Origin of the sequence: Streptomyces melanogenes (assembly GCF_014649795.1) — a bacterium.
Taxonomy (GTDB): Bacteria; Actinomycetota; Actinomycetes; order Streptomycetales; family Streptomycetaceae; genus Streptomyces; species Streptomyces noboritoensis.
Map to the genome: position 1 here is coordinate 238,476 of NZ_BMTS01000007.1, position 23,176 is coordinate 261,651.

General features: G+C 70.5%; 22 protein-coding genes and 1 pseudogene. 10 read left to right on the forward strand and 13 right to left on the reverse strand.

The features are described 5' to 3' along the window. Positions 1–23: 23 nt before the first annotated feature. Together IE252_RS43240 and IE252_RS17710 are read left to right on the forward strand one after the other, a co-directional pair. A pseudogene (locus IE252_RS43240) lies at positions 24–221 on the forward strand (helix-turn-helix domain-containing protein); the annotation flags it as partial. 2 nt (positions 222–223) lie between these two features. Then, complete coding sequence (locus IE252_RS17710; protein WP_190090395.1) at positions 224–781, forward strand: flavoprotein; 558 nt, start codon at positions 224–226, stop codon at positions 779–781. Between the two features lie 76 nt (positions 782–857). Here IE252_RS17710 and IE252_RS43245 read toward each other — a convergent pair whose 3' ends face one another. The 4 genes from IE252_RS43245 to IE252_RS17725 form a co-directional block, all read right to left on the reverse strand. Then, positions 858–1,013: a hypothetical protein gene (locus IE252_RS43245; RefSeq protein ID WP_229848486.1), complete on the reverse strand. Its 156-nt coding sequence runs from the start codon at positions 1,011–1,013 to the stop codon at positions 858–860. A 231-nt stretch (positions 1,014–1,244) separates the two neighbouring features. Continuing rightward, positions 1,245–1,973 carry a hypothetical protein gene (locus tag IE252_RS17715; protein WP_190090396.1) on the reverse strand — a complete coding sequence of 243 codons (729 nt, stop codon included), beginning with the start codon at positions 1,971–1,973 and terminating at the stop codon, positions 1,245–1,247. A 59-nt stretch (positions 1,974–2,032) separates the two neighbouring features. Next, on the reverse strand, positions 2,033–3,409 hold the full coding sequence (locus tag IE252_RS17720; RefSeq protein ID WP_190090397.1) for an NAD(P)/FAD-dependent oxidoreductase: 1,377 nt from the start codon (positions 3,407–3,409) through the stop codon (positions 2,033–2,035). 46 nt (positions 3,410–3,455) lie between these two features. After that, the gene (locus IE252_RS17725) at positions 3,456–4,583 is read right to left on the reverse strand and encodes a terpene synthase family protein (RefSeq protein ID WP_190090398.1); all 1,128 of its coding nucleotides are present in this window, start codon (positions 4,581–4,583) and stop codon (positions 3,456–3,458) included. Between the two features lie 270 nt (positions 4,584–4,853). Between IE252_RS17725 and IE252_RS17730 the strand changes: the two genes are divergently transcribed. After that, positions 4,854–5,354, forward strand: a complete 501-nt coding sequence (locus tag IE252_RS17730) for a GNAT family N-acetyltransferase (RefSeq protein WP_190090399.1) — start codon at positions 4,854–4,856, stop codon at positions 5,352–5,354. Positions 5,355–5,520: 166 nt separating this feature from the next. Here the strand turns inward: IE252_RS17730 and IE252_RS17735 are convergent, their stop codons facing one another. The 3 genes from IE252_RS17735 to IE252_RS44270 form a co-directional block, all read right to left on the reverse strand. After that, positions 5,521–6,363 (reverse strand): isocitrate lyase/PEP mutase family protein, encoded by an 843-nt coding sequence (locus tag IE252_RS17735; protein ID WP_229848488.1) that lies wholly within the window; start codon positions 6,361–6,363, stop codon positions 5,521–5,523. Between the two features lie 99 nt (positions 6,364–6,462). Beyond that, positions 6,463–7,044, reverse strand: a complete 582-nt coding sequence (locus IE252_RS17740; RefSeq protein ID WP_190090401.1) for a hypothetical protein — start codon at positions 7,042–7,044, stop codon at positions 6,463–6,465. Next, positions 6,954–7,637, reverse strand: coding sequence for an Imm63 family immunity protein (locus IE252_RS44270; RefSeq protein WP_190090402.1), 684 nt, complete (start codon positions 7,635–7,637; stop codon positions 6,954–6,956). Before IE252_RS44270 ends, IE252_RS17740 begins: the two co-directional genes overlap by 91 nt. 153 nt (positions 7,638–7,790) lie before the next feature. Here IE252_RS44270 and IE252_RS17750 point away from each other — a divergent pair, with 153 nt between their 5' ends. From IE252_RS17750 to IE252_RS17760, 3 genes are all read left to right on the forward strand, one after another. Continuing rightward, positions 7,791–7,994, forward strand: coding sequence for a cold-shock protein (locus tag IE252_RS17750; RefSeq protein WP_190090403.1), 204 nt, complete (start codon positions 7,791–7,793; stop codon positions 7,992–7,994). A gap of 439 nt (positions 7,995–8,433) precedes the next feature. Further along, on the forward strand, positions 8,434–10,074 hold the full coding sequence (locus IE252_RS17755; RefSeq protein WP_373298563.1) for an ABC-F family ATP-binding cassette domain-containing protein: 1,641 nt from the start codon (positions 8,434–8,436) through the stop codon (positions 10,072–10,074). 172 nt (positions 10,075–10,246) lie between these two features. Next, a complete protein-coding gene (locus tag IE252_RS17760) occupies positions 10,247–10,498 on the forward strand; it encodes an EF-hand domain-containing protein (protein ID WP_190090405.1) in 252 nt (83 codons plus the stop codon). A gap of 56 nt (positions 10,499–10,554) precedes the next feature. Here IE252_RS17760 and IE252_RS17765 read toward each other — a convergent pair whose 3' ends face one another. Continuing rightward, positions 10,555–13,032 (reverse strand): NACHT domain-containing protein, encoded by a 2,478-nt coding sequence (locus IE252_RS17765; RefSeq protein WP_190090406.1) that lies wholly within the window; start codon positions 13,030–13,032, stop codon positions 10,555–10,557. 627 nt (positions 13,033–13,659) lie between these two features. On the opposite strand from IE252_RS17765, the gene IE252_RS17770 reads away from it, so the two are divergent. Beyond that, positions 13,660–16,617 carry an AfsR/SARP family transcriptional regulator gene (locus IE252_RS17770; protein ID WP_190090407.1) on the forward strand — a complete coding sequence of 986 codons (2,958 nt, stop codon included), beginning with the start codon at positions 13,660–13,662 and terminating at the stop codon, positions 16,615–16,617. Positions 16,618–16,658: 41 nt separating this feature from the next. Here IE252_RS17770 and IE252_RS17775 read toward each other — a convergent pair whose 3' ends face one another. Then, a complete protein-coding gene (locus IE252_RS17775) occupies positions 16,659–17,723 on the reverse strand; it encodes a hypothetical protein (RefSeq protein WP_190090408.1) in 1,065 nt (354 codons plus the stop codon). Between the two features lie 516 nt (positions 17,724–18,239). Between IE252_RS17775 and IE252_RS17780 the strand changes: the two genes are divergently transcribed. After that, a complete protein-coding gene (locus tag IE252_RS17780) occupies positions 18,240–18,593 on the forward strand; it encodes a beta/gamma crystallin domain-containing protein (RefSeq protein ID WP_190090409.1) in 354 nt (117 codons plus the stop codon). A 301-nt stretch (positions 18,594–18,894) separates the two neighbouring features. After that, positions 18,895–19,716 carry a GNAT family N-acetyltransferase gene (locus tag IE252_RS17785; protein ID WP_190090410.1) on the forward strand — a complete coding sequence of 274 codons (822 nt, stop codon included), beginning with the start codon at positions 18,895–18,897 and terminating at the stop codon, positions 19,714–19,716. A 53-nt stretch (positions 19,717–19,769) separates the two neighbouring features. On the opposite strand, the gene IE252_RS17790 is transcribed toward IE252_RS17785, so the two are convergent. Next, on the reverse strand, positions 19,770–20,810 hold the full coding sequence (locus IE252_RS17790) for a DUF5954 family protein (protein WP_229848490.1): 1,041 nt from the start codon (positions 20,808–20,810) through the stop codon (positions 19,770–19,772). Positions 20,811–21,238: 428 nt separating this feature from the next. Between IE252_RS17790 and IE252_RS17795 the strand changes: the two genes are divergently transcribed. Next, on the forward strand, positions 21,239–21,667 hold the full coding sequence (locus tag IE252_RS17795; RefSeq protein ID WP_190090412.1) for an ester cyclase: 429 nt from the start codon (positions 21,239–21,241) through the stop codon (positions 21,665–21,667). A 173-nt stretch (positions 21,668–21,840) separates the two neighbouring features. Here IE252_RS17795 and IE252_RS17800 read toward each other — a convergent pair whose 3' ends face one another. From IE252_RS17800 to IE252_RS17810, 3 genes are all read right to left on the reverse strand, one after another. Next, positions 21,841–22,428, reverse strand: coding sequence for a hypothetical protein (locus IE252_RS17800; protein WP_190090413.1), 588 nt, complete (start codon positions 22,426–22,428; stop codon positions 21,841–21,843). A gap of 61 nt (positions 22,429–22,489) precedes the next feature. Further along, entirely contained in the window at positions 22,490–22,864 is a 375-nt protein-coding gene (locus IE252_RS17805; protein ID WP_190090414.1) for a nuclear transport factor 2 family protein, read from the reverse strand. A 77-nt stretch (positions 22,865–22,941) separates the two neighbouring features. Further along, the gene (locus tag IE252_RS17810) at positions 22,942–23,115 is read right to left on the reverse strand and encodes a hypothetical protein (RefSeq protein WP_229848492.1); all 174 of its coding nucleotides are present in this window, start codon (positions 23,113–23,115) and stop codon (positions 22,942–22,944) included. Positions 23,116–23,176: the final 61 nt, after the last annotated feature.

A 23,176-nucleotide genomic window follows, 5' to 3' on the forward strand; every position in this document is an offset into this window, starting at 1 on the left:
ACCTGGATACGTCAGGGCTCCGGTGGATCGAGGCCGGCCGCGCCTACAGTCAGCTGGGCCGTCTGGCCGACGGGTACCAGGCCCTCCGCATCGCCGAGAGCTGCGCGGCCCAGGACATCCGCCGCCCGGCAGTACGCGAGCTGGTGGCCGACATGGCCGCTCGTGATCGGCGCCGTACGCTGCCTGAACTGCACCGCTTCAGTCGTCAACTGGGAGTCCCCACGTGCGTGATCAGCCAGATCGGCAGACCGAGAAGCCCTTCCTGTACGTCGTCGTGTGCGCCTCCGGTATCGCTGACGATGTCGGCAAGCTGATCGCTGCGGCCCAGGAGGCGAACTGGGATGTGGGCGTCGTCGCCACCCCGCAGGGCCTCGGCTTCATCGACGCCGAGGCGGTCGAGGCACAGACCGGCTACCCGATCCGCTCGGCCTGGCGCTCACCCGGCGACCCTCGCCCGCTGCCGCCCGCCGACGCCATCGCGGTGGCCCCGGCGACATTCAACACGATCAACAAGTGGGCGGCGGGGATCTCCGACACCTTGGCGCTGGGCATCCTGTGCGAGTCGTACGGTTTTGGTATCCCCACCGCTGTCCTGCCTTACCTGAACTCCGCCCAGGCAGCCCACCCCGCGTACAGCCAGAGCCTGGAGCGGCTGCGCGAGATGGGCGTCCTCATCGGCTCGTACGAGCCGCACCGGCCGAAGGCCGGCGGCGGGGCGGACCGCTTCCGGTGGGAGGAGGCGCTGGAACTGCTCACTCCCAAGCTCCCCGCCAAGGAGTGATCAGTGGCGTCGTGGCAGCCATGGCTGCCCGAGCACGGGGGCCGGGGGCATGGCTTTTGCCGAGGCGCTGGATGCGTCAGGTCAGTGCGTGGGTGGGGTTGCGAGCGTCGTCCAGGGCGCGCTGGCTGACGGCCTGGTCGAGGACAGCGGCGGCGTCCGCGTTCCGCGGGCTGCGGCGGGGCGAGGCGTGCGGGCAGAAGTGGATCGACACCAATCTGGACGCCGGGCTCATCCCGGTCCAGGCCCTCAAGCGGCACCGAGCCAGCAGGTCAAGGACCGCGACGAGTGGGAGGGCGCCTGGGCGGAGACTGGGCGCGTCTTCACCCAGACGAATGGCGAGCTGCTCCATCCCGCCAACCTCCCCGCCGTTTCGTTGAGCTGTACGAGGAGATCGACCTTCCGCCGGTCCGGCTCCACGACCTTCGCACGGTGCTGCGACGCTTGCGCACGTGGCGAGGGGCGGTCAGGGGTCGCCCATGTCCAGTTCCTCCTTCCGCCCAGGTAGATCTTCAGGTAGATCTCGCGAGGGCAGTCGCAGCATGACAATGCTGACGGAGGCCACCCACAGCCAGAAGAGGAAGAAAGGGGTGACGGCGGGCAGGGACAGCGGGGCCAGCCATCCGGAGCGGACGAGGGAGATCGCGCTTCCCGCGAGGGTGACGAGACCCGCCGCAAGGGCGGTCCAGCCGGTCCAGGCCGGTAGTTCCCGGCTTTGGCGTATCGCTGCGGCTGCGGCGAGAAGGAAGAACGCGAAGACGGACAGCAGGCCGTAGAAGGTGTGCAGGCACGCTTCGGTGAAGGCGCGGAGCAGCGGCCAGGACTCGGGTGTGTCGATGAACTGCGGGGTGCTCGTCACGCTGAACATCGCGTTGACGACGAGCATGCCGGCCACGATGGTGGTGGCCGACGTGCGGATGATGAACGACAGCAGGGAGTCGTGGGGCAACCGGAGGGCTCGGGTCAGGGAGAAGGCGAACCAGATCCCCAGGAGCGCGCCGATGTTCGTGGAGAAGGTCTGGGCGAACGCTCCCGCCGAGTGCTGGTCGAACCACGCCGCGTACTCCGCGTCGGAGTCGCCGCGGACCGGCCAGAACTTCCAGGAATCCCGCGTGGTGAGCAGGACGGCCAGGGAGAGCAGGAGGTTCGCGATTCCGGCCCAGGCACCCACCCTGATCTGCGTGGTCTCCGACACCTTTCGACCGCCCTTCGCCTGTGCTCTGCCGAGTTGTCGAGTTGCGCCGTCTGGTTGTTCTACCGTGCGCCGTCGGTGCCGGTGACGGGCGTGACCGGACCGAGGCGTGGGGCCTTGAAGAGCACGTTGGCCAGCATGCGCGGGCCGACCAGCGCCGTCGGCGGTTTGACCATGTGATAGACGCTCAGGAACACGCGGAACACCTCCGGGTCGGTGACCAGGAGGCGGATGAGACGTCGCTTGTACCAAAGGACCGGTCGTAGCCGCAGCGGCAGCGCGCCGCGCTCGCGGTGGTGGTGCCACGCCAGATCCTCGCTGACGGACATGAGCCACGGAGTCCGTACGATCGCCCCGACTCGGCGCTGGGTCCGGCGTGCGGCCGTGTCCAGGTCGCCGGACCGGGCCAGCGTCTCGCCCAGAGCCTGGGCCTGCAGCACCGACACCGTCATGCCCTGCCCGAAGACGGGATCGAAGGCCGCCACCGAGTCGCCGATCGCGACCAGGCGCCGGGGCCACCGCCGTATCGCCGTGTACTCGTTGCGACGGTTTTCGGTGCGTTTGAATCCGTGGATCCCCGCGCCCTCGACGGGCGTCGCGGATGCCAGGAGCGCGTCGAGGGCGTCGTTGCCGAGCGCCTTGGCGAACTCCCGCCAGCCCTGTTCGTCGGTGGGCGGGTGGTCCCCGCCCGCACCGAACACCGTGACGGCCCATCGGCCGCCTTCCATGTGGATGGCGAAGGCGCCGCGTGGCAGGTCGGGGGCGCTGTTCATGTGCTGCAGGGCCTCGAAGTCCCGGCCGGGGGCGTCGATGAGCATGGTCGCGTACGCCAGCCCCGCGTCGACGACCTTCACCGCCGGACGCGGAAACCCCGCCTGCTCCAGCCACTGCGGCAACTTCGAGAACCTGCCCGAGGCGTCCACCACCCACTCGGCGTCCAGCACCTCCCCGCCTGCCAGCCGAACACCGACGACCCGCCTCGCCTCCCGGTTCCAGCACAGTCCGGTGGCGGGGGAGCGGTCGCGGACGGTGACCTGCGGATGGTTCACCACACGCTGACGCAGCGACCACTCCAGCAGGTCCCGCGAGAAGCCGTGGGCCTGTACGCCTGCCTGTGTGCGCGGTACGAGACCGGCGAACACGGTCGTCGACGCGAGCAGGCCGTGGTCGAAGAGCGGTGCTCCGGCCGCGACCAACTCAGCCTGCAGGCCCGGGAACAACGCTTCCAGCTGCCGCGCGCCCCGGGCCAGCATCCCGTGCACGTGCCGCGCCTGGGGGACTCCCTCGCGCGGCCCCGCCGTAGCCGGAAGCGTGCCTGACTCCACGAGCACGACCTGCTCGAAGTGATCGGCCAGCACCCGTGCGGCGGTCAGGCCTCCGATGCCCGCACCGATGACCACGGCCTGTCCGGGAAACCGTCCGTGCGGTGGGTGCGGCATGCTCATCCCCTCCAGTTGCTGCGTACGAGCGTCGGCGGGTGGGACCTCATGTGCCGGGGCCCGGACCGGTGCGGGCGGAGCCGGGGATGAGCTCCTCCAGATACGCCGGGTCGCCCGGCAGCAAGGCATAGCGGCTGGTGGTGATTCCCCATGCGGCGTGGCCGCCCATCCAGGCCCTCAGCAGACCGACGCACGCGGTCAACGCCTGCTGCTCCGTTCCGTCCAATACCAACGCCGCACACAGGCCGGGCACCTCCTCTTCAGTGCGCCGGAATCCGTCGAGGCGACGGCTGATGAGTTCCCGGGCCCGCGCACGGGCCTCGCCGGGCGGGCAGTGGTGCGCCCGCTGGAGAACGGTCACGAGGTTGAGCAGGTCGCCGGCGGCGGTTTCCTTCTCGACGGTGAGCACGTCGTTCGTCCAGCACACGACGTCTCCGGCCGCCCTCAGCAGACGCTGGTAGGTGCGGCTGTAGTACACCGCGGGCGGCAGCTCGCTCCCGCCCGCGAACTCGATGAGGTCGAACGTGATGAGGATGCCCCCCGCGGCCCGGCGCAAGGCCCCGTACTCGGCAAGGTGACAGACGTCGCCCAGGCCTCGGTACGCGGCCTGTTGCAGGTTGCCGGCAAGGTACTCCAGCAGGTGCAGATGCAGACGGCGGCACAGTCTGCTGCCGGCCCGGGCGAGGGTGCGGGCCCACAGCTCGGCCAGCGCGTCGCCGATCGGCCCGGTGGCCGGGCGGCGGGTGCCGGTGGACGCCACATCGGCGACGCCTGCCAGGAAGCCCTCGAACCCTTGCGGGTCCAAGGCGGTGCGGCGGTCGTCGTTCTGGTCGTCGAGGAAGTCCAGCCAGGCGATCCAGTCGGTGGTGAGCAGCAGGTCCTCCACCGTCGCGGTCGGATAGACGCGGGCCGCGAAATCCCCCAGGCGTACGGACGCGAGGCGCCGCTCGGCAACGTCGGAGCGCACCAGCCCGAGCCCACGTGCCCACGCCAGGACGTGCGTGTTCGCCTGGTCGGCGGCAGGGGACACGCATGACTGAAGGGCCCAGATACCGGCGGGCAGCGCGTCGTGGCCGCGCCTGTCCGGGCAGGTGCGGTCGGTGGCGGGTACAGCGCCGATCACGGTCGTGTCGGTCGAGGCATGCCCGGTGGTGCCGGTGGTGCCCTGCTCCATGGCAGACCCCCCTCGGGCTGCCCATCGCTCCTGCGCCGAGCATGCAGCCTGGTGTGGCATCGAAGGAAACAGGCGCACGGTACTACTCCTGCGGGCACAACCGAAGAGCCTTACGGCCTTGGCGCCGGGCATTGAGCGGGCCCCTGCCTCTGACGCGGGCAAGGCCCGCCACGGGTGACCCTGTCACCCCGCAGACCTCAGAAGTGGCACGGCTCCTACGCTCGCCGGACTGTGGTCGGGGCACCTCGATGGCTGACTAGTCTGGGCCGCATGTCGACGCTGTCCCTGTCCCCGCTGACTCTTTCGCACGCCGAGGTCGCCGAGGTGGCGGGCATCTATGCGAGCAACCCCGCGTACTGCCGTGCCGCTGGTGAATACGACCCCGACGACATCCGCATCGACCGGGTGGAAGCCGATCTGCGGGAGGAGATGGGCACGCCGGGTGTCGAGGTGCTGCTTGCCCGCGACCCGGAGGGCCGGGCGGCGGGCGTGGTGTCTCTGCTGCACGAGCACCCCAAGGATGGATATCCATGGATCGGTCTGCTCATCGTGCACGGAGACCAGCAGCGACGCGGGACGGGCCGACTCCTGGCGCAGCTGATCGAGAACCGCTTCCGCGAGCAGGGCAGGAACGCCGTCCGTCTCGCGGTTCTGGAGAACAACCCGACGGCTTTGGTCTTTTGGTGCTCGCTCGGCTGGCAGGAGATCGACCGCCGCTTCGATGTCCAGCACGCGCGGCCCTGCATCGTGATGCACAAGCAGCTGACCTGACAGGGGAGATGGCGAGTCCGGGGGACCGGGGCGCCGAGACGGCCGCGATCCGCGATCCGCGATCCGCGATCCGCGATCCGCGATCCGCGATGAAGATGTACGGCGGTGACGGCCGGGCGAACACCCACGGTCCTGGCGGAGATCACTCCGTACCACGATCGGGGCCTCAGCCGCCGAACCGGTCGTCGAGGTCGGTGTGGAAGTCGGCACCGACGAGTTGGGAGAACTCGGCGTAACTGTGTTGCGGGGGACCACCGGCGGGCGTGCCTGCGGCCCGGAGGTGGGACAGGGCGTCAGCGACGGCTCGCGTGGCGGTGAACAGGGCCGTCACGGCGTAGAAGGCCAGGGAGAAGCCGAGTTCCTGGAGGTCCGTGGCGGTCAGTTGCGTGGTCTCGTTGCCGTCGACGATGGACACCACTTTCGGGCCCTCGACGGCCGCGGCCACCGCCTCCAGTTCGCTGATCTTCTTGATGCCGTCCACGAAGACCAGGTCGGCGCCCGCGTCCTGATAGAGGCGGGCGCGCCGGACCGCTTCGTTGATTCCCTGCGCGGGAAGGGCGTCGGTGCGGCCGATGACCAGCATGTCCGCCGACCCGCGTGCCTCCAGCGCGCACCGCAGACGCTTGACGCTGCTTTCCGCGTCGAGCAGCCGTACGCCGCTCGTCTGGCCGCAGCGTTTGGGCATGGCCTGGTCTTCGAGGTGGATCGCCGCCGCACCGGCGCAGAGGAATTCGTGCACGGTACGGTCGATGTTGCTGGGGCCGCCGTAGCCGGTGTCGGCATCCGCGATCACCGGGATCGCCACCGCACGGGTCATGTTGCGTGCGTGCTCGGTCATCTCGGTCTGGCTGAGCAGCCCGATGTCCGGCATGCCCAGTCGGCTGGCCGTCGCGCCGAAACCCGTCATGTACACCGCGGGGAAGCCGGCCGCCTCCACGAGCCGAGCCGTGATCGAGTCGGGCGCTCCCGGGGCCAGAACGATCTCCGAGCCCTCCAACAAGGTCTTCAAGGTCGTGCCACCGGTCAACGGAACCCCTCCAGCCATATGTGGATCACAGCGGTACGGGCAAGCCTCAGCCCAAACACCGTCAGGCGGGTGTCGGGTCGGTCAGGTGTAGTGGAGAGGGCAGGCGTTGCGCAGGCTGTGTTCGGCTGCGCGGAGGTACACCGCCGTGTAGAAGGCGGCGTCGAGGTCGTCCTGCCAGGGGCCGGGGTGCGTTTGGGCTGCTCGCTGGACTTCCGTACTGGCGAACCAGTTGGTGAGGTTGAGGTTGTCGCAGTGTGCGGGGATCTGCGGCGGCAGCGCCAGCTGGTCGGCCAGTGTCCGGGCGGCGGCAAGGACCGTGTGGGCGGATTGCGCGATCGTGGTATCGGGGTGGAGCGAAGGCACGCGTAGTTCGATGGGCTGGGGAAGGCTGATCGGCAGGAGCAGCTCCCAGCCGAGGAGTGCGTCGCTGCGGTCCTGGCCGTCGGGCTGAGTGCGACACAGGGTGCTGAAGCCGTCCATGGGGCGGTTGAGCTTCTCTTCGAACGTGGTGCCTGATCCAGGGACGAAGTCGTATGGCTGTGGGGGTATGAGTGGCGGCAGCTTGAGACGTGTCAGTTCGGCGGTGAGGGCGCGGGCGGTGGGCTTGAGGACTTCTTCGTCGTCCCAGTCGTCGGCGGTGACACTGGCCAAGTAGATACCCATGGTGGGGAATCTACGGTGCGGCACTGACAGGGAGGCTGGGCTCGGCCCGTCCGGCGGGCGCCGCCGAGGGATTCAGTACGGTTCGCGGAGCTTGGTACGCAGTTTGCGCCAGTACCGGGCGAGCAAGGATTCCTCGGCGTCATGCCCCTGGGGGCGTAAGCGAGGGGGTGGGCGTCCACGTCCTCCAGCCGGACTCCCGGGCACTGCACGGGAATCCTCGCCCGGAACTCCTCGGCCCACCGAGCGTCGAGGCGGCGGAGGAGTTCGACCTGCTTGGCGTTCCACCCGATCCGCGAGTCCCGGTCGGCGGGCCACCTGTCCCGCTGGTCCAGCTCCCAACGGATGGCCAGGGTGGTGGTGGCGTAGAGGGCGATCCAGTGCAGGGCCTCGTCGAGGTCCTCGGTGGTAGTGCGTTGCTGGGATTCCACACCGCGCTCCATCACGACCATGTGGATGACCCCGTCATGGACCTCGATGTAGGGGTGGGAGGCGCCCCGGATGCTGAACCCGACCAAGTCGTGGACATCCCCTTCGTAGAGCTTGGCGGACATGGCGTGCACGGCGGCTTGCACATCCCCGATTGTTATCGTCATGGCGACGATTATTGCATCAAGTCAATCCGCAAAGGGGGAGTCGGCTGCCAGGGGCCTGAAAGTGACGGTTCCCGTTCCCTATCCTGAATAGCATGATCATTTGCACTGTGGGCCGTCCGGCCTCGCAGCGCGGTGACACCCCCGGGAGGGGACATGGCCACTGGCACCGTGAAGTGGTGCAACGATGCGAAGGGGTTCGGTTTCATCACCCCGGAGGGCGGCGGTGACGACCTCTTCGCCCACTTCAGCGAGATCCGAGTGGAGGGCTTCAAGACCCTGCAGGAGAACCAGAAGGTGGAATTCGAGGTCAAGACGGGCCCCAAGGGCCTGCAGGCCGCCAACATCAGGCCCCTGTAGCTGACCGACGCAGCCTCTGCCTTTCCTTGGGTGACAAGGAGGGGCAGAGCCCAAGGTCGGCGGACGCTGCGGTCCACGCACGCCATGTCCGGTCGGCGTCACGGTTGGCCGATCATGGGCGTTCACCGGCGGGCGCGGCAGGAAATGCGGTAGTGAACCGTCGCCGGGGTGCGCTAGCGTCGAAGCGTACTTGTTGCCGCCGTTGGGAGAGGCCCGTGCGCCGCTGAGGTCCGAGACACCGTGCACGCTGTTGGCGTGCCGACGAGTGTGACCTCGCAGGCGAGCCGTCTGCGGGCCGGGCTTCATGCTGCCCGGCCCCACCCCCGCTTGCGGCGCCTTCCTTTCCTCGTGCCATCCGCGGCCTGCGGCGGATGCGCGGTGTCTCCACGCGCTGGACCCCGTCACCAGTACGCCCCAGGGGAGACACCCACTCATGACCATGCACCTGTCCGCGCCCGTCCTGTGCACCGGGCTCACGTACACCTGGCCCGACGGCACGCCCGTCCTGAAGGATCTGACCTGGACGGCCGGCGACGGCCGCACCGGCCTGATCGGGAACAACGGGACCGGGAAGTCCACTCTCCTCAAGCTCATCGCGGGCCGGCTCGCTCCGGCGGCGGGTTCCGTGCGGGTGGCGGGCGAGCCCGGCTACCTCTCACAGGACCTGACCCTCGACGCGAGCCTGCCCGTCGACGTGGTCCTCGGTGTAGCCGAGTCCCGTGCCGCACTGCACGCCATCGAGTCCGGCGATACGGACGAGCGGCACTTCACCGCGCTGGGAGACGACTGGGACGTGGAGGAGCGGACCCATGCCACCCTCGCCCGCCTCGGCCTGGGCCACATCGGGCTGGACCGGACCGTCGGCGACATCTCCGGCGGTGAGGCTGTGCTGCTGCGGCTGGCCGCGCTGCTGCTGGCCCGCCCGGCGGTCCTGCTCCTGGACGAGCCCACCAACAACCTCGACCGGGAAGCCCGCACCCGACTGCGCCAGGCACTCGCCGACTACCGGGGCACGGTCATCGTGGTGACCCACGACCGCGAACTCCTCGACCACGTCGATCAGATCGCCGAACTCCGCGACGGCGCCATTCGGACCTTCGGCGGAAACCTGACCGCGTACGAGGAGACCGTCGCCGCCGAGCAGGAGACGGCCCAGCAGGCCCATGCCACGGCCCGCGCGGGCGTCGCCCGCCAGCGCCGCGACCTGCTCGCCGCCCAGACCCGCCAGGCGCGCAGCGCCCGTTACGGCAAGCAGGCCTTCGCGGACAACCGCATGGACAAGGCGGCCGCGGGGACGATGAAGCGCGCCGCACAGGTGTCTCGCGGCAAGCAACAGGCCGTACACGAAGAGCGACTGACGGAGGCTCAGAATCAGCTGGCAGCTGCCGAGGAGCGCCTGCGCGACGACGACACCATCCGCATCGACCTGCCCGACACGGCCGTGCCCACCCACCGTACGGTCCTCACCCTGGAAGGCCTGCGGCTGCGCACCGGGCGCGCCCTCGGCGACCTGCGCGTGCACGGGCCCGAGCGGATCGCGCTCACCGGGCGCAACGGCACCGGCAAGACGACGCTGCTGCGTACCGTCGCGGGTGAGCTGTCGCCCGCCGGGGGCCGGGCGACCGTCCACGTCCCGCTGCGGTACCTGCCGCAGCGTCTCGACCTGCTGGACGACGACCGGTCGATCTTCGACAACGTCTCCGGCCTCAATCCCCACGCCGTCCCCAACCGCATCCGCGCGCAGCTCGCCCGGTTCCTGTTCAAGGCGCACCGCGCCGACCAGCCGGTCGCCACGCTCTCGGGCGGGGAACGCTTCCGGGCGACGCTCGCGGCCCTCCTGCTGGCCGACCCGGCGCCGCAGCTGCTGTTGTTGGACGAGCCGACCAACAACCTCGACATGGCCAGTACGGGTCAACTCGTCCAGGCCCTCGCGGGCTACCGGGGTGCGCTGATCATCGCCAGCCACGACGAGCGCTTCCTCTCGCAGATCGGGATCACCCGGTGGCTGCGTCTGGACGCCGGTGCGGCACCGCGTGCCTCCGGTCGGCAGGCGGGCGAGGCGCGGACGGCGGAGGGCTGAGCCGACGGGGGACCTTCCACGACGTGCTCGGGGAGGCGGCGGATACCCTGGCGTGCCGGGCGGTGGTGCGTCAGTTCCGTCGTCACCGGGGTATTCCTTGGCCGTCGCCGTGGTGCGAGCGTAGGACCTGGGATGCGGTCGAGGCCGAGTGGGTCGAGTGGGGAGTTCTGGGATGAGTGAGAAGGCGCGAGTCCTGTTCGAGGCGTTGGACCTGGATTCCGACGGGCAGCTGACGCGGGTCGAGGTGATTTCGGCGCTGCGGGACCGGGGGCCGACGCTGGCGGCGCAGGGGGTGCTGCCGTTCTGGGGCGTGCAGGACGCGGAGGCGTCGTCGGCGCTGTTCGACGCGGCGGATGCGAACGGGGACGCGGTGCTGACGTTCGAGGAGTTCGCGGCGGTGGTGGACCGGCGGTTCGGCTGGTAGCCGGGGCCGTGCCGCGTGGGGCACCGGGCGCCCGGCAAGAGGTTGAAAGCGACGGCCTAGCGCGGTGCCTGCGGTGCCCTCTGTAACGGACTCGTGGGGGCGGCGAGCCGGTGCTGTAGCTCGATGTGGCGGAACTGGTAGACGGCCCCCACCCGCCGCAGCACACCCCGTTCGTGGGCGTCGGTGAGGAAGGCCATCAGGTCGTACGGCAGTCCCGCACGCAGGGCCAGGTAGCAGCGGGCAACGGTGTAGTGGCCCCAGGCGGACTGCCGGATCCCGATGGCCAGCCCGGTCAGGACGGCCGGGATGAGCCCCACGACGAAGCCCCACAGCGGGCCGCCGGCCGCCTCGGCGCCCCACACGCGTGTCGAGCCGGTCAGCACGGCGCACCAGCTCTGGATCCCGATGCTGACGGCGCCGACCACCGTGGCCGTGAGGACGCAGGTGATCAGGGTGCGGCGGTCGTTGGCGAGCAGGGCCCGCGCGTCGACCGAGGTGCCCAGGTCGACCGGGACGGCACGCAGGCCGTGCACGAGTACGCCGGCCACGCCGAACACCGTGCCCGTCTGCAGGGCCGCCCAGAACGCGGCGCGCGGATGGGGAGGTGCGATGTACTGACGGCCGTCGCCGCCCGACAGGACGTCCGAGAGCAGGCCTTCCAGCAGGATGCTGGCGCCGATCAGCAGGGCGATCTGGAGTCCGCGGCCGAGGCTCTGTCCGCTGAAGTGCCAGCGTATCCGCGCGGCCGGACAGGCGAGTTCGGCGCGCAGGCCGTCCGTGCCGATCGCGGCCGCGGCCACACCGTACAGGAGGGCGTGCACCGCGCCGCAGCCGTTGCCGAAGGCCGCCGTGTAGCAGAGGGCGGCTACGAGCGCGGTCACCAGGGCCGCTCGGTCCCAGTCGGCGGGCCGTCGCAGGTACGGTCGGCCGCCGCACGCGAAGCCGGAGATGATCACCCCGGCCAGGGTCAGGGTGGTGACGTCGGCCAGGCGGTTGAGTACGAGTTCGGCGGTGACGTCGGGCGCGACGGCAAGGACGCACAGCAGGATGGCGGCCAGGCCCGCCGCGAGACCGCACACCAGGCCGCCGCAGATCCCGGCCGCTACGACGCCCAGACCGCCTCGCTGGTCCCAGCGCACCGGCGCCCCGTCCGGTGTGAAGTGGTGGGTCAGTTCCATGCCGATGCCCTCGAACAACCAGGCCACCGTGCCCAGCAGCACGCCGGCCAGCATGAGGGGCAGCGCGGTGGGAACGGCGTGCCGCAGCTTCCACCAGGCGAGTTCGGCGGTGCCGTCGCGTCGGCGCTCCATGGACCGGGCGAGGAAGCGCAGGGCGGGGCCGGCCCGGTCCGCGCTCCAGCGGGAGGGGCGGCGTGGGTGCGGCCGGTACGCGGCGTCGACGAAGGCGTCGAGGAGGTGGTGACCCACGGCCGTGCGGGTACGCAGCCGCAGCAACTCGCCCGGGTCCGGCAGCCGCTCGTGCCGCTCTCCTGGGCGGGGGTTGTACACGGACCGCGCCAGCGACACCATCAGCGGGCTGGTCAGGGCCTGCGCCACCGGCCCGGCCGTGCCCGCCGGCTCCACCACGGCGCTCCAGCGCTCGGCGGCCGCGGTGCGGGGGCCGCCGGCATCGTCGCGCAGGTAGGTCGCGACCTCCTCGGCGCCGAGCGGCTCAAGATGGATGCCGGCCAGTTCCGCGAGCCGGGCGGGGACGGCGCCGCACGGGTGCGAGGCGGCCCGGTACTCGTCGGGACGGCTCGACAGGACCATGCCGCAGCCGTACGGCAGGGCCTCGTTGACGCGGTGCAGGGCCAGCGCCCCCACGGCGGGCGGCAGTTCGTCGAACCCGTCGAGCACCGGCAGGACCAGCCGCCGCTCCAGCAGCACAGCGGCCAGGGTGACCTGCCCGAAGGCGTCGGAGGCGCGAGCCCCCAGTTCCGGGTGGTCCTGTACGAGTCGGCGCTCCATCCAGGTGCGCAGATCCAGTACGGCCGGATCCCAGGAGGCCAGCGGGAACAGCACGGGCACCGGATCGTCGGCCTCCCGTCGCTCGATCAACGCCAGCACGAGCCGCACCAGCAGCAGGGTCTTGCCCGACCCGGGCTCGCCGAGGACCAACAGACGCCTGGCCGGAACGCGTCGCGTGAAGACATCGACGATCTCGTCGCCCCGGCCGGCGAGCCCCTGCGTGTCCGAGGCCAGAGCGGGGTCGGCGTCACACCAGGCAACCGGCAACGGGTGCGGGGCCGCCAGCCGCATGGTCGCCTCGGCCTCCCACTGCCGTCGCACCGCTTCGGCCAGCCGGTCGGCGACGTCGGCGAGGCCGCATGCCACGACCGCCTCGGTCCGAGCGGCCCGGTAGGCGTTCCAGGCCAGATAGGCGCCGGCCCACGTCGGCAGCAGCGCCGCGAGCACGGAGGCCGGGTCCTGCATCCGCAGGGCCACCAGGAGCGCTCCCACCGCGCCCACGGCCAACAGGGTCAGATACACCACCCCGGTGCGCCGTACACGTGCACCGGAGACAACACCGCTCATGCGATGAAGCCTGGCGTACGGAGGCGGTCGAATGCGTCTGATCAGTGCGTCCGCTACCCGGGTGGGTGAACGACGCGGAATGTTGATCGGCCTGGACGAGAGCGCTTTGCCGCCGGGTGTCCGGGCGACGCCGTGCGACTGGGGCAGCGGGACGAGGGCGCCGGTTGCGGTCTTGGCCAGGCGGTGCGGGGTGGCAGTCCGTACGGGAGTTGTGATCCGATGGCAGCTGGCGACGGTAAAGGACAGATTGTCCATAGGCGGCGCCTGGATCGGCGCGTGCCGGGGGACGACGTGCCGAGCACCCAAGGGGAAGAGGGGGTTGGCACGCCGTAGAGCAGGCGCGCCGGAAGGCATAAGTGGGGTGGGGCGGGAGATGGTTGCGGGGGACACCGCGCTGCGGTGCGCGCTGCTCGGTCGGTGGCGCGCGTGGTGCGGCGACAGGGAGTTGGAGCTCGGTTCTCCGCAACAGCGGGCGTTGTCCGCCGCATTCCTGACGGGAGCGGTCTGCTCTCCTCGCGGGCCGAACCCGTCACGGCGAAGCCGGTATCACGCGCGGCCCGCCCTCCGGTGACTCCTCGCCCAACCGTCCTCGCGTCCAACGGTCCTCACGTCCTTCGGAGACACCCCATGCCCCCCACCGTCTCGCCCGGCCACCCCTCGGGCGGCGAATCCGAGCGAACCGCCGCCTGCCGCTTCACCGTTCTCGGTCCCCTTCGCATATACGACGGGTCGGCCGAGGTGCGCGTCGGCGCGCCCCAGACGCAGGCGGTGCTCGCGGCCCTGCTGCTACGGGCGCGTACCCCCGTGTCCACCCGGGAACTGATCGCCGCGGTCTGGGGCGACGAGGCTCCGCCCGGCGTGCTGGGGGCGTTGCACACCCAGGTCTCCACCCTGCGTCGGCTGCTGGAGCCCGGCCGGGCACCCCGCGCCACCGCGCGCACGTTGGTGACGACGGGTGACGGCTACACCCTGCGCGTCGCACCGGAGGACGTCGACTTGACGGTCTTCGAGCTCCGTACGGCCGAGGCGCGGCGGGCCTGGGCCGCCGACCGGCCCGAAGACGCACGGTCCCTGTTCGTCTCCGCGTTGGACCTGTGGCGCGGTATGCCGCTCGCCGGCGTGCCCGGCCCGTACGCCGAGGCTCAGCGCGCCCGGCTGGAGGAGCTGCGACTGTCGGCGGTCGAGGCCCGCTGGGAGGCCGAGATCGTGGTGGGCGGGCACGACAACGCGGTCGGTCCGCTGCGGGTGCTGGCCGCCGAACACCCCTGGCGTGAGCGGGTACACGAGTTGCTGATGACCGCGCTGCACCACGCCGGACGGCGGGCGGACGCACTCGACGTCCACGCGCACGTCCGCCGCGTGCTCGCCGAGGAGCTGGGCACCCGCCCGGGCCCCGGCCTGGACCGGCTCCAGCAGAAGATCCTCACCGCCGCACCCGGGCGGCAGGCGGGCGACGCGGCGCGGCTCCGGGCTCCGGACCAGTCCTGTGGATCGGCTCAACTGCCCCAGGACATAGCTGACTTTACGGGTCGGAACGACGAGGCCGACCGGCTGTGCGCCACGCTGGAGAAGGGTGGGATCGTCGCTCTCAGCGCCATCAGCGGGATGGGCGGCATCGGCAAGACCGCCCTGGCCGTCCGTGTGGCCCGGCGGATGCGCCACCGTTTCCCGGACGGGCAGTTGTACACGGACCTGAGGGGCACGGACCCTCGGGCCGCGGAGCCCATGGAGGTGCTGGGCCGCTTCCTGTGCGCCCTCGGCGTCCACGCCGGTCACCTCCCGACACTGCCCGAGGAGCGGGCCGCCCTCTACCGCTCCCTGCTCGCCACCCGGCAGGTGCTCGTCTTGCTGGACAACGCCCGCGATCCGGCCCAGGTGCGCGATCTGCTGCCTGGTGCGCCCGGCAGTGCGGTGCTGATCACCAGCCGCTCCCGGCTCGCGGGCCTGACCGGGGCCACCCTGGTGGACCTGCGGCCCCTGGCGCGGGCGGAGGCCCTGGAGCTGCTGACCCGTATCGTCGGCGAACAGAGTGTGTCCGCCGAGCCGGAGGCCGCCGCCGAGGTGCTCGACGCCTGCGGCCATCTGCCGCTCGCCATCCGCATCGTGGCCTCCCGGCTGGTCGCGCGGCCGGATGACACGCTCGCCGAGATCGCCGCGCTGCTGGCGGACGAGCGGCGCCGCCTGGGCGCGTTCAGGGCCGAGGACACCGCCGTGGAGACGACCTTCCGGCTCGGCATGGACCTGCTGGACGCCGAGCACGTCCGCGCTTTTCGGCTGCTTGCGCTTCCCGAGACGCCCGAACTGAGCGTGCCCGTCGCCGCGGCACTGCTCGCTCGACCGGAGCGGGAGGCAGAGGAGCTGTGTGAAGCGCTGGTCGATCTGAGCCTGCTGGAGTCGGTCGCCCCCGGCCGTTACCGCTACCACGACCTGCTCCGGCTGTTCGCCCGGCAGACCGCATGTGCCGAAGTGCCGGATGACGAGCGGACCGCAGCCCTCACCCGGCTGCTGGAGTTCTGCCTGGCCACCGCCCTCGACGCCCACCGGGTATCGCTGCCCGACGACGTGTTCCCCGGCAACGCGGCCCCGCTGCCCTCCCGGGGCCTGAACTTCACCGGCCCGCAGCAGGCCACCGCCTGGCTGCTCGACGAGCAGACGTCGCTCCTGGGGCTCATCGAGCAGGCGGCGGGCGACGCCTCCTTGTCCCTGGCCGTCTGCGCGGACCTGTTGCTGGCCGCGGACCCGCTGGGCCGCCTCGGCGCGCAGCCCTACGGCATCGAGCGCGCCGCCCGCACCCTCGCCGACGCCGCGCGCGCCGCCGGCCACCGCACCGCCGAAGCACGCGCCCTGTACATGCTGGGCAGCTCCGTGCAGCACCGCTTCGCCATGCGGCTCGGCGCACCGGACCTGGACCGCGCCATCGAGCTGTGCCGCGCGGCCGGGGACCGGACGCTGCTGGCCCATGTCCTGATCACCCGAGGCGGAGGCGCACTGGCCCTGCGCGACTTCACCACCGCGCACACCCTCCTCACCGAGGCACTGACCCACGGCAGGGCCGTGTCCAGCCGCGGCATCGAGGCGTACGCGCTCGGCTTCCTCGGCCTGGCCCTGCTGGCCACCGGCCGGACCGAGGAGGCACTGGCCCACTGCCGCGAGGCCGTCGCCGTCACCCGCGCGACCGGGGACATCGCGGGTCAGGCCAACGCGCTGCACAACCTCGGCCAGGTCTGTCTGCGGACCGGGCGGATGCCCGAGGCCTTCGACCACCTGCACGAGAGCCTGCGCCTGTGGCGTGAGACGGGCTCCCGCTTCCGCGAGGGCCTCCTGCTCGGCGCGATCGCCGAGGCCCACAACCTCTCGGGACGGCCCACAGAAGCCGCCGAACACGCCGCACGGGCACGGGACATCGCCGAAGCGCGAGGCGACGCGGGCATCCTCGCCCGCGCCCTCACCCAACTCGGCCACGCCCATCGGACCCACGGCGACACCGACCGGGCCCGCGAGCACTACCGCCGCGCGGAGAGCATCTTCGGCGAGCTCGGCCTGCCCGACGCGGACGATGTCGCCCGGCACCTCAGGGAGCTGTGACCCGCAGCGCAGCCATGCTCTCAACGACCGCGCCTGTACCTCTAGTCCCCACCGCCGTCCCCGCCGCCTCCGTCTCCACCGCCACTGTCCCCGCCGCCTCCGTCTCCGCCGTCTCCGCCGTCGGATCCCCAGCCGTCCGAGCCGCCTGGTTCGTTGTCGTCGCCGCCGCTGCCCAGGTTGCTGAACCAGGGGCGGTCCCAGGAGTCGTCGGCGGCGATCGGCTCGCCGGCGCTGGTCTGCGGACGCTGGAGCCGGAAGCGGGCCGTGCCCGTGGTGTCACCCAGACCAAAGGTGACCGCGAAGGCCTGGGCCATGACGGCGTCCAGCGGGTCCGGGCTCTCGTAGTGCACGGGCGCCAGGGGCAGCAGCACCGTCCCGGGGTCGAGGTCGGGGCGGCGCGGCGGTCGCTGTATCAGGGCGACCCGCTGCTCGTCGCGCAGCAACCAGGAGCTCGTGCGGTCCGCCCGTCGCAGCTCCCAGAGGCCCTGGGGCAGCCGCGCCTGCGCGTAACTCCTGGACTTGCGCAGCTTCTTCTTCAGGACGAGCGTGGTCGGTACGTCCCCGACGGTCATCCGAAGCCCCTGCGCCTGGTCACCGGTGCTGCTCAGGAAGCCGTGCGGCGCCCGTATCCGTACGGGTGGAGCGCCCGGCCCCCACACGTCCACGCGTACGAGTCGGCGGTCCACCGCCACGCACACCTGGCCGGCGGGTCCGTGGGCGTACCGTCGGGCCAGCCACAGCGGCACGCCTTCCGCCCGCGCCCGCTCGGCCAGGGCGTTCAGCTGCGCGGGCCCGCCGCAGTGCCGTACCGCCAGTTCCCCAAGCCGTTGGGCGAATTCGGCTGCCTCGCGGACTTTCACGGGAGTGGTGGTGCCGGTGACGCGCGTGACCGGGATGACGCCGCTGCCTGCGGTCAGCCGGTCCAGCGGACGTTCCGTGCCACCACCGCCGAGCCAGTGGCCGCGCTGGAACGCCTCGGCCATGGCCGGCAGGTTGAGCTCGCTCAGCGGTGTGACCTTGCCGCCGCGGCGCAGGCCTTCCTCCGTCAGCTCGACGGTCCGCGCCAGCGGATTCCACGACCGTTCCGTATAGAGCGCCTGGCTCATGCTCTCTCCCCCCCCGTGTCCGTGCAGTACAGCGACCGAGCCTATCGATCCTCAAGATCAGGACGCGCTCGCACGGCGTCCGGTTTCCGGGGCCCGCACAGTGCGGGGGTGACTCGGCGGCGGGCCGGTGGTTGCGCTGCCGGACGGCAATTGTGCCTGCGCGCCTGCCCGTTCAGCCCTTGGCCGGCGAGGTGAATGGCATGTAAAAGGAGTAAGGGGTGTAGCGGATATGCAAGCGGCCGTCGACGGTCTCCTCGACGAAATGGCAACGGATACCTGAGATGGGCGTTGGATAACAAGTACAGTCTCGATCAAGACATTTGGGGGAGCATTCCGGCCCAGGGGGAAGTGAATGATTGCCATGTGCAGCTGCCTTGCGTGATATTCGTAGGGCAAGCCCGAGAGACGAGACCGCGGAAGGGTTGCACGGAGGCAAGCGGGGGTGTTTTTGACGAGCCTTCATATGTGCGGCCGTGACGTGGCCTTCCCGTTCGAGCATCGGATGAAGGAGAACGTGTGATCTCAAAGACGAAGAGAGTTGCCCGTTCCGTGATCGTGGCGTTAGCAGCCACCACGGCGGTCACGGTTGCCATGCCCACGGGCAACGCGTTCGCCATCGACCACGTCGAGTGCCGTGGCGGGGAGAACTTCCTGAAGATCTGGTCGCACCTGGACAACCGCTCCAGCGTGGACTGCTACGCCAACAAGGGTCGGAAGTCCTTCGGCAGTTGGTGGGTCGACCGCATCTCGACGGGCAACAACGACCTCATCTACTACGACGTAAACGGCGACTCGGTCCGCATCAATCGATGGACGGACATCACCTTCCCGCACCGTCCCCCGCGGGTCAAGGACATCGAAATCCTTTAACCGGCGAGCGGTGAGGTGCCGGGGGGACCGCGCCAACTCGCGTCCTTCGCAGGCTCGATATCTCTCCTGCGGATAGCTGAATTCCCAGTCGGGGTGAATTCCCTCTTGCCCGGCTGATCGATGCAGGCCACGCGATTCCGCGTTGGCCTGCATCGGTATGTTCCTCAAACGCGCTGACGGTAGGCCCGCGTACGTGTGAGGTGGCCGTGGATCTACGCCGGGCCCGTTCGGGCGTACGGGCCGACCCTACGGCTGCGGAAAATGAGCTGCGCCCGGGTGTGCCGCCGTACGAGGATCGAGCATGACTTGGCATCTCACGGACGACGTCGAAGCCTTCCGGGCGGCCGCACACCCCTTCCTCGCCGCCGACCCGGCCCGCAATACGGTGCTGCTCACCATCACCGAGGGGGCGCGCGAGGGGCACTGGCCGGGTGCCCGGTTCGGCTGGTGGACCGGTTCCGGCCCGGTGGTGGGCGGCGCGTACGTCCAGACCCCGGGGATGCCCCCGGTGCTCGGCACGATGCCGGACGGCGCGGCCCGGGAGCTGGCCGGGGCGCTGCGCGGCGAGGTGCTGGTCGGGGTGAACGGTGCCAGCGCCACGGCCCGTGCCTTCGGAGAGGCCTGGGGCCCCTACCAAGTGGACCGTCAGGAGCGGCTGTTCCGGCTGGCCGAACTCGCCGACCCGGCACCGGTGGTGGGCCGCGCCCGCCTGGCGACCGAGGCGGACCTGCCGGTGGTCACCGCGTGGATGATCGCGTTCCTGGAGGAGGTGGCGCTGCCGCCCGGCCTGGGCGCGGCGGCGGCCGCGGCGCGGCGCACAGCGGCCGGGCAGATGGTGCTGTGGGAGACGGACGAGGGTCCGGTATCGCTCGCCGCCGCCTCCGCGGTGCTGGCCGGTCAGTCCCGTATCGGCCCGGTCTACACCCCGCCCGCACTGCGCGGCCGCGGCTTCGCGGCCGTCGCCACGGTGGCCGCGACGCGGCTGGCCCTGGAGTGGGGAGCGGAGCAGGTGGTCCTGTTCACGGATCTGGCCAATGCGACGAGCAACGCGCTGTACCAGCGGCTGGGGTATCGGCAGGTCCAGGACCACCTGGTACTGGACTTCACGGGCGGAGCCGACTGAGGGGGAGCTCCTGGTCCCTGAAGTGAACCGAGGTGACTTCGAGCCCCACTGGTTCAGGTGTTGTCCGTGTCCGTCTCCGGCCCTGGGGTGGGCGCGGGCATGAGGTTGCCGTCCTCATCGAGGGGTACGTGGATGGCGCAGGGGTCTTGGCCGGTGGGGTCGGTGGGGCGCGGCGTCTCGGGGCCGTCGGGGCCCCAGCGGAGCATGCGGCGGGTGCGGGCGATGCGATAGACGACGCCGTGGACTTCCAGTTCGTTGACGGGTGCGGCGCGGAGTTGGTCGGCGCCGGCGACGTAGGCAGCGAGCTGTGCGGCGGTGTGTGGGTCGCAGTCCCCGGAGGCAAGGAGGGTGCGGGCGTCGGTGTGTACGTCGGGGAGGAGCCGGCGCCGGTGTGGCTCGAACTGCAGGAGGGTGTACTCCAGTGTCTTGCGCGCCTCATGCGGAGTGGGGTGCATGGAGCTGGCCGGTGTCCAGCCGGTGCTGCTTCGTTCGACGAGGGTGTATGTGGCGGGCAGCAGCACGACGTCGGGGTGGGTTTCCCGGGCCCGGAGCGAGTCGTTGCGTACGGGGGTGGGAAAGCGTTTGCCGGTGTACGTCAGGCTGCGCAGGGCGAGGGTTTCCGCGGCCTGGGCCGGGGTGAGGGGCGCGTCGGGGTCCAGGACCAGACCGCCGTCGATCCGCGCTGCCAGGGTCGTGGAATCCCAGTCGGGCGCGGCGGGCTCCGGGTCGCTGGGGCGGGGCAGTTCGATGCCGCCGCTGCCCTCACCGGCGTACTCCTCGGCCCGCACGATGCGGTAGCGGGTCCCCAACACGGTGAGTTCCTCGACGCGTTCGCTCTCCAACCGGGCCACCGCTGCCAGTATCCCGCGGCGCTCGGCCCGGTCTTTGGCGTCGTCCTTCGCCTTGAACCACAGGAGTGAGTTGAGGCTGTCGCGGGCCTCTTGCGGGTTGTCCGCGCTCACCGCGACCACCACCCGCCACCGCGCCCCGTCATCGGCGCCCTGCGCGGCCACCCCGAACACGGGACCGCGCACCGCGAAGCTGCCCGCCCGCCGTACGGCATCCGCGGCGTCCGCCTCCGTGACAGCCTCCACCGGTTCCACCGGAACCCGCACGACCAGGGGCCGTTGCCCGCCTGCATCTTCACGCCCGTAGTTCATGGCCCCATCCTGCCGAGGACGGCGCACCGTCTTGAGGGGTTCGCGGTTTTTCCCACCCGCACGGGGGCTCTTTCGTGCCAATGGAAGCCTGCTTTACGGTAATGGGGGAGCCTGTTGGAGGGCGGGGAGCGGCCGTTGGACCCGTGCACGATGGCGGAGGCGCCGTCCGCATGGCGTTTGTGTCTTGCGGGCAGGCTTTCCTCTGAAGACCAGTCGGCCCAGGCGGCGGCTTGCCCAATCGGGTGTGCTCGGCGTCGGGCTGGCGGTCGAGCAGGAGCGATGCGTTGGTTGCGGGGGAGGCATCGCAGGGCCGGTGCGGGTTCCGGCTCTGACGCGGCAGTGATCGCTGAGGGAGGACTCCCGTGTCCGTTGAGGACAACAAGAGGCTGGTACGCCTCTTCTACCAGGCGATTGACGACGGTGACCTGGACGCGATGGACGTCCTGGTGGCCGAGGACTACAAGGACCATTCACCACCGCTTCCTTCCCTGGCGCCCGGCCGGGAGGGACTCAAGCAGGCGTTCCGTCTGTTCTGGGAAGCCAAGCCCGGAACCCACGAGATCGAGGACCAGATCGCGGAAGGGGACAAGGTAGTGACCCGGTTGACGGCCCGAGGGGTCCACAAGGGGGACCTGCCGGGTATGCCCGCCACGGGCAAGTCGGTCACGATGACAGCGACGGTGATTCACCGCATCGAGAACGGCAGGCTCGTGGAGAAGTGGTCGGACAAGGACCTCCACGGGTTCCTCGCGCAGCTCAAGGTCACTGAGAAGTCCCACCTGGCTCCGTAAGGACCCCAAAGGTACCTGGCGGTGGCCGTCAGGTACCTTTGGGGTCCGGCAACCGACGGATCCAAGTACAGCTCTTGCGGGCTCATACAATCCGTGGTGCGCGGGCTGCTGTAGCAGCTGATCAAGCGGGTGCTGGAGTCCGCCTTGGAAGGCGAGAGCACCGATCATGTCGGCTAACAAGCGGTGGCAGGGCTGTAAACCTCCAGGACGACTGCGGTGCCGGCCACGGTGCTGTCCTCGTGCATGGTGATGTGCTGGCCGGGCTGAACGTGCGTCCAGTGGGAGGGAGTCAGGGGCAGAAGACGAACCGTGGCTCGCCCACCGGGCTCCAGCGTGGGCATGTTCTCCACCCAGAGCATGGCGATGCTGACCGCACGTTCGCCGGTGGGTGAGAGGTGTCCGATGTCCCACATGGGCCGCAGAACACCGGCACCGGAGATCGGCGTCGTGCGTCGCGCTTCGGCGGCAGGACGAAGCGTCAGCTCCGCCCTGATCGCGCCGTTGCGGATCTCGGAGCACCGCCAATGGCACCAGGCCGCGCTCCGCTCCAGCCGGAACTGATCAGCCGCTTCGGCGAGCTTCTCCCAAAACGCCAGAGGGGGAGAGCCAGCATCTCCGAGCTCCTCCAGCAAGCCCAGGGCGATCTCCCACTCGTCGTGGACGAGGTAGTCCCAGATGTCCCGCACCGTGATGTCATTCTCGGTGGCGGTCTCTTCCGGAACCAGCAGGGAGGCTGCTTCGAGCAGCTCAGCGACGTCCATGTGCTCATTGTCGACCACATGAAACTATCAGGCTGCGCGGCATCCACCAGGGCATCCAGGCCTAGGACGACTGACGGACCCCCGCGACGATCGTGTAGAGCTCGATGATCACGCCGTCCCTGTTGCGGGCGATGTCCATGCCGCTGACCAACGGGGGTCGGCCGTCGGAGGGGCCCCACTGGAAGCCGAGGTGGCCGATGTCGTCGAGCTCGGACGCGGCGCCCGCGGGTTGGAAGACCCAGTCCGGGTTCTCGGCCAGCAACTCCGCCGCGCGGCGCGCGAATTCCGTACGTCCATGGTTGATGCGGTCCGGTTCGTGCCACACCACGTCTTCGGCGTAGGCCTCGGCGATGACCGCGGCCCGACGATCCGGGTCGTGTTCGTTGAACACTTCCAGGAGGTTGACTCGCATCAGGTCGGCAGGGGATCTGGTCATGGTGAGTCCGTGAGTCTGTTCGTGTGGGCTGGTCGGGTGGTGGAGTGGAGGGCCGCCGGTGCGTGCAGCCGCGTGGGTCAGTTCGCTGCGGCTGGGGCCGTCCGTAGCGGGGCGAGAGCCGAGGTCCAGGCGATGACCTGGTCGAGCATGGTGCTGAGCGCTTGGAGGTTGTGGTCGCCGGGTTTGAAGATGCTGTAGTTCTCGAAGTCGGTGTGCAGGGAGAGCGTGACTTGCTGGCGTACGTCGGCCATCTGGAGTTCGGCGGCGGTCAGGCGCAGTTGTTCGGCGGAGCGACACCTGCTGGTGATCGAC